General features: G+C 70.7%; 4 protein-coding genes. All 4 read right to left on the bottom strand.

Features of this window, described 5'->3' with window-relative positions; translation table 11 throughout:
* Positions 1-331: 331 nt before the first annotated feature.
* Positions 332-724 carry a DUF2177 family protein gene (locus tag AC1D15_RS14450; protein ID WP_477826530.1) on the bottom strand — a complete coding sequence of 131 codons (393 nt, stop codon included), beginning with the start codon at positions 722-724 and terminating at the stop codon, positions 332-334.
* Positions 725-769: 45 nt separating this feature from the next.
* The gene (locus AC1D15_RS14445; protein ID WP_477826529.1) at positions 770-3,181 is read right to left on the bottom strand and encodes a protein kinase domain-containing protein; all 2,412 of its coding nucleotides are present in this window, start codon (positions 3,179-3,181) and stop codon (positions 770-772) included.
* A 30-nt stretch (positions 3,182-3,211) separates the two neighbouring features.
* A complete protein-coding gene (locus tag AC1D15_RS14440; RefSeq protein WP_477826528.1) occupies positions 3,212-5,071 on the bottom strand; it encodes a serine/threonine protein kinase in 1,860 nt (619 codons plus the stop codon).
* Positions 5,072-5,188: 117 nt separating this feature from the next.
* Positions 5,189-6,360 (bottom strand): 3'-5' exonuclease (locus AC1D15_RS14435; RefSeq protein WP_477826527.1); only part of this gene is annotated, 1,172 nt, incomplete at its 5' end.

Genomic DNA, 6,360 nt, shown 5'->3' with positions numbered 1-6,360 from the left:
AAACAGAACAGACCGTCGTGAAACCTTGTACCCGGTTTCTGTCCGAACAAGATCAATACGCTCGTTGTCGTGGATACCACCCTTCAGCTTTTTCAGAGCCTTCTCTCGCGCAAGCCCAAAATCTTGCACATTGTCTTTTTTAAAGTGGACACCAAACATTACTACACCTCGAAGAGAATGAACCGCCGTCAATACGCTGTGTGACATCGGCCTCCACTCAGTTCCATTCGAGGTCATTTGTCCTCAGGATCTTCAATACCTCAATGACATTGCAATTATCTGTTGCAGGCGCACAATAATCCGTGTATATCCGGCAACGGCGGATGCCGAATCACTCTGTGCGACGCAAACTCCATCGCGCAGCACTCGCCGACAACACCCCCACCAACGTCCCCCAAGCGATATCAGCCACCGTGATCCCGACCGGCCACCCTTTCAGCGTCGCTAGGTTCGTCAGGTCATAGGTCGCGTAGCAGAGGAGCCCAAGCAGGCCACCCAGCCGCGCCGCATGCCACGCATCCCGCGCCGGCATCGCCGCGAACACCACCACGCCGATCGGGAACAGCAGGTAGAACACCGCCGCCGCGGCGACGTTGACCTGCTCTGCCATCAGATGCCCGATGCCAGCGCGGTACCAGTCGATCGCGATGAACCCCAGCCACAAGCCGTCGAGCGCCAGCAGCACGATGAGCGCTGCCGCATAAGAAACCACGTAGATACGCATGCGGCCGATGCTACGCCGCACCCGCCCAGCCCCTCGCCGTGACGCTCAGCGCGACTGCTTGAACGCCATCACCGCCTGGTTGCGCAGCGTGCGCAGCAGCGAGAGCTCCCGCTCCCCCAGGTCGATGCCGCCGGGCTGTGCCTTGTCGGCATAGATCAGCGCGAACGGCGCGCCCTTCATCAGCAGCGGCAGCAGCAGGAAGGCCGGCGCATTCACCTGCTGCCGGTACCACGCCGGCAGCCGCGCCGCGATGTTCGGCACCGTCGCATCCGAGATCAGCGTGTCGGCCCCCTTCAGGCACACTGCGCTGAACAGGTCGGGCGCGGTGCCCGGTGCCGGCTTCAGCGCCACCTTGAACTGCTTGCACGCGCCGTCCACGTCCTCGCCCATGCCGAAGCGGCCGGTCAGCATCTCGGTCTTCGGATCGCGCAGGCAGAACACGATGCGCCGGAACCCGAGCGCACGCAGCATCGTCTCCAGGATCATCCGCAACACGTCGTTGAGCTTGAAGTCCTCGACCATCGTGTTCGTGATGTCCTGGATCCCCGCACCCAGCATCGCCGCCGCCGCGTCCTGGTCGAACGGCTTCTGCTCCGGCACCGTCACGTCGATCGCGATCGTCGCCTGCAGCTCGTGCCCCGCCAGGCTGTCAGCATCGCTGACGATGGTCTTCGCGGTGCCGTTGCCGCCCGGCTGCTCCAGCAGGCGCCGCACCGGCGAGCCCGGCTGCACGCTCAGGCTCATCGCCTGCGCCAGCCCGGCCAGCCGCTGCTGCGCCAGCAGCGCCGCGGCCTGCATGTCGCGCGGGCTGATCTCGAGCACGCGTGCATAGCGCTGCGCCACCGCCGCGATCGCGCTGCTCGCGCGGCCCGGCTCGGCCTGCATCATCGCGTCGGTCACCTCGTTGGCCRCCATCGCGATCCAGCGCAACCGGTCGGCCTTCTCGCACGGCCGCGTCGGGAAATCGCCCACCGGCCGGCGCATGCAGCGCTGCAGGCTCTCGGGGAATCCCCAGGCCTTCGCRATGCCCAGCCCCAGCTCCTCGAAGCTCAAGCCCAGCACGCTGATCGACGCCGCATGCTCGCCCATCGTCGAGCCGCCCACGCCCTTGCTGCCGGTCAGCTTGCGCACCTGGCGCGCCTCGTCCGGGAAATAGAACTCCGTCAGCAACCGGCCCAGGTTCTGGAACATCGCGCCGATGAAGGCCTCCTCGCCCTCCTTCGACCCCGGCAGCAGTTCGTTGGCCAGCGAGCCGGCCATCAGCGAACGCAGGAACTCCTCCTTCAGCTGGTTCGCATGCCCCTTGTCGTGCATGTGCTCCAGCAGCACCAGGCTGAGCGCGATGTTGCGGATGCCGGCAAAGCCGATCAGCGCCACCGCGCGCGACACCGTGCTGATGCTGCCGCCGCCCGACTGCGCGTAGTGCGCGGTGTTCACCAGCCGCAGCAGCTTGTTGGTCAGCGCGACATCCTTCAGGATCTCGCTTGACAGGCTGGCCAGGCTCTCGGTCTCCGAGTTCGCGACGCGCTGGATGCGCACCACCGAATCCGACATCGCCGGGAAATCGCTCTTGTGCCGCATGCGCCGCAGCAGGAAGTCCAGCGTGCCGCTGCCGCCCTGGGCCGCCTGAGGGGCCTGCGCATCGCTGCCGGCCGGCACCAGCCACTCCTGCAGGGCCTTGCGGAACGCGGCCACGTCGGCATGCCGCTGCCCCGGGTCGCGTGCGAGGCTGCGCATCACGATCGCGCGCAACGCATCGTCGGCATCGCCGGCGGCATCCTTCGGCCACACCATGTCCTCGTGCGCCACGCGGTACATCGCGCGGAACGGATCCTTCTCGATCAGCAGCTGCCGCCCGCACAGCATCTCGGCCAGCACCAGCGCCGCCGAGAACAAGTCCATCGCCGGCGCCGGCTTCAGCCCGTGCGTCGCCTCGGGCGACATGTAGCCCGGCGTGCCGACCACCTGCTGCACATGCTGTGCATTCACGCTCGCGGCGATGCCGAAATCCATCACGCGCGCCCGGCCCTCGCCGTCGACCAGGATGTTCGACGGCTTCAGGTCGCGGTGGATCACGCCCGCGGCATGCGCGGCGCTCAGCGCGTCCAGCACGCCGAGCATCATCTCCACTGCGTCGCGCGCCGGCATCGCGCCCTTCGCGCGCAGCTGCTCGGCCAGCGTCGGGCCGGCCACGTACTCGAAGACAAGGTAAGGCTGCTGCTCGTGCACGTCGGCCTCGAACACCGGCACGATGTGCGGATGGGTCAGCCGGCTGACGCTGCGCGCCTCCTGCAGCCAGTGGCCCACCGATTCGGTGTCGGCACCGGGGCGCATCAGCTTGACGGCCACCTCGCGCTCCAGGCGCGGGTCGTGGGCGAGCCACACCGTCGCCTGCGCGCCCTTGCCGAGCAGGCGCCGCAGCTCGAAGCGGCCCAGGGTGGTCGGGCGCGTGGCCATGGCGACTGCTGGCATCGAGGGGATGACGGGCTACTGAGGACGCGAGCGCGACGCGGCCAGGCCGCGCAGGCCGCCCGCGGGCGGCGTCGCGTCATCTGCTGCCGGCGCATGGCGCGGCGACACCGGCACCGTGCCACTCGTCATCGCCTGGCGCGCGCCCTGCAGCGCCTCGCCGATCTCGCGCGCGGTCACCTCGAGCGGCCGCGCATAGCGCTGCGCCACCGCGGCCAGGCCGGCACCGATGCGCGCGGCCGGCAACTGGCTGACCACGTCGACCGCCTCGTTGGCGGCGCTCGCGGCAATGCGCAGCACGTCGCCGTCGCTGTCGGCGCTGCGCACCGGGCGGCCGGGCGGCAGCCGGCGCACCATGTGCAGCACCTCGTCGTTCAGGCCCCAGTGGCGCGCCACGGCGGCGCCCAGCAATTCGCTGTCGACGCCGAGCACCGCGAACGATGCGCCCTCTTCCGTCATGCCCGGCTGCTCGGCCTCGCCCGGCTCGGCGGGCGGAATCGGCTGCATCAGCTGGCGAATCTGTTCGGCTTCATCGGGGAAGTGGTACTGCACCATCAGGCGGCCCAGGTTCTGCAGCGTCGCGATCAGGTAGATCACCTCGGGGTCGTAGCCCGCCGGGCGCAGCACCTGCGCGGTGTGGCCTGCCAGGCGCACGCGGTCCATCAGCTTCTGCAGCGCGTCGGCGTGCGCCGGCGACAACGGGCCGGGCCAGGCGCGCAGCACCGAAGCCGCGGTGCGCACGCCCTTCAGCCCGACCAACGCCACCGCGCGGCGGATCGTCAGCACCGGGCCGTTGCCGGAAATCTGCGTGCCCTGCACCTGCGCCGAATTGACGGTGCGCAGCAGCTCGAAGCTGAGCGCCATGTCCTGCAGGATCTGCTGGGCGATCTCGTCGGTGCGCTGGCCCTCGGCCATCGCGAGCCGGCCCACGCGCTGCGCGACACCGGGCGCAGCCGGCAGGTGGCCGATGCTGCGCATGCGGTCGATCAGCAGCGCGATCGCGCCGCCGCTGTCCTGCGCGTCGGTCTCGCGCCAGCCCGACATCGCGCGCAGCATGGTGCGGGCGCTGTGATAGCGCTGGCGCTCCTGGCGGTCGGTCGCGCGGTTGGCGATGGCGCGCAGCGCATCGGGAATCGGCTTCGGCGTGCCCCAGGGCAGGCGGATGATCTCGCGGCCGACCGGCGGCAGGCGGTCGATCACGCGGGCGGTGTCGGGTTCGTCGAGCGCCGGCTGGCCGCACAGCAGCTGGTGCAGCACCAGCCCGGCACACAGCACGTCGCGCTCGGCCGCGAGCCGGGAGGCGCGCAGCTGGTTCGGGTCCATCGGCATCGCGCGGTCGTGGGCGCGGTCCGCGGCGGCGGTCTCGCCGGTGGCGGCCGGTGCCGAGGCAACGGCCAGCGCCATCACGCGCACCGTGCCCTGCTCGCTGAGCAGCACATGGTGCAGTTGCAGGTCGCGGTGTGCCACACCGGCTTCATGCGCGAAGGCCAGGCCTTCCAGTGCCTGGATCACCCAACCCACCGCCTCGTTGGCGGTCAGCCCGGGCGTGGCCGCGAGCCGTTCGGCCAGCGTGCTGCCGAGCGCGCGGTCGACCGCGACGTAGGGCCAGTGGTCCTGCACGCCCACTTCGATCACGTGGGCCAGGTTCGGGTGGTCGAGCCGGGCGGCAAGCTTGGCGTCGCGCGTCCAGGCCTCCAGGCCGGCGGCGTCGGCGGGCTGCACGCGCGGCAGCGTCAGCATCACCTCCTGCGAGGCACGCGGGTCGAACGCGAGCCACACCATGCTGCGGTCGCTCTTGCCCAGCAGCTGACGCAGCTGATAGCGCCCGAACGCGCGTGTCGGCGAGGTCTTGGCGGCAGGAGTCTCCGGAACGGACATGAGCGAGGCGCGATGTGACGAAGTTGCCTTATTGGACGACCGAATGCCGCATCGTGGTGCGCTGATGAACCCGGAAAAGCCGTGCCAATTTCCGCCGGCGGGCCGGGGTTCGGCGCGTCAGATGTCCAGCTCGACGACCTCTCCGGTGCCGGCGATCAGCGCGCAGCGCACCGGCTCGCCGGGCTGCAGCGCCTGCACCGCGTCGCGGTAGCGCTGCATCTGCTCGTGGTACGCCTGCTGCGCCTGCGGCTTGTGGGCGAGCTTGTAATCGAGCACCCACCAGACGCGCCGGCCGCCTTCGTCCAGCGCCACCAGCCGGTCGATGCGCAGCGGCTGGTCACCCTGCGCCACCGCCACCTCGTTGCCCGCCCACAGCAGGCCGGTGCGGTCGAAGAAGCGGCGGCCGCTCGCGTGCCGCAGCATCGTCGACGCGATGCGCAGCACCTCGCGCGGCGGGCTGTCGAACGCGGCCGCGGCGGCCGTGGCCAGCGTTTCCAGGTCGGCCTCGCCGGCGGCGCCGGTCGCCCACTCCAGCGTGCGGTGCACCGCCTGGCCGAGGCGCGAGGCGCGGTCGTCGCGTGCCGCGAAGGAAGCCGGTGCCACGTCGGCCACCACCGGCACCTGCGGCAGGCCCGGCAGCGCGAACGCCCCCTGCCCCGCCGCGGCCGATGCCACGTCGGCCGGTAGCCAGGCCGCCACCAGCGCCTCGACGCGCTGCCACCACGAGGCGCCGGGCGCCGCGATGTGCGGCTCGGTGCGGCTGAACACCACCTGCTCGCGCGCCCGGGTCATCGCGACGTAGAGGCCGTTGAGCTCCTCGCGCTGGCGCGCCACCTGCTCGGCCAGCATCGCCGGCGCCAGGGAAGGCGGCACGTCGCCCTCGGAGTAGACGAAGGCACAGCGCGCCGGCCGGTCCAGCTCGACCGGCCAGTCGACCAGCACGGTGGCGGTGTCGGTGCCGGCGCGCTCGGGGGCGCTGTCCATGATGAAGACGACGCGCGCCTCCAGCCCCTTGGCGCCGTGCACCGTCAGCAACTGCACCGCGTTGCGCTGCGCCGGCGGCGCCACCTTCAGCGCGCGGCGCTTCAGCGCGCGGACGAAGTTGTACGGTGTCGCATAGCGCGCGCCGTCGAGCGTCAGCGCCTGGCCGAGCAGCGCGTCGATCGCATTCAGCGCCGCGGCCCGCTGCTCCGGCGGCACGACCGCCGCGACGCGCTCTCGATACGCCCCCTCGGCGACGATGCGGTCCAGCAGGTCGTGCGGCGGCAGTTCGCGCGCGGCCTGCAGCC

It is taken from the genome of Rhizobacter sp. P2_H2, from assembly GCF_056403375.1.
Note: the sequence above shows the minus strand (reverse complement) of the source record. Positions and strands in the feature narration are given on the sequence as shown.

Coding starts and splice junctions, on each gene's coding strand:
- AC1D15_RS14450 (WP_477826530.1), bottom strand. CDS start 724: ATGCGTATCTACGTGGTTTCTTATGCGGCAGCGCTCATCGTGCTGCTG.
- AC1D15_RS14440 (WP_477826528.1), bottom strand. CDS start 5,071: ATGTCCGTTCCGGAGACTCCTGCCGCCAAGACCTCGCCGACACGCGCG.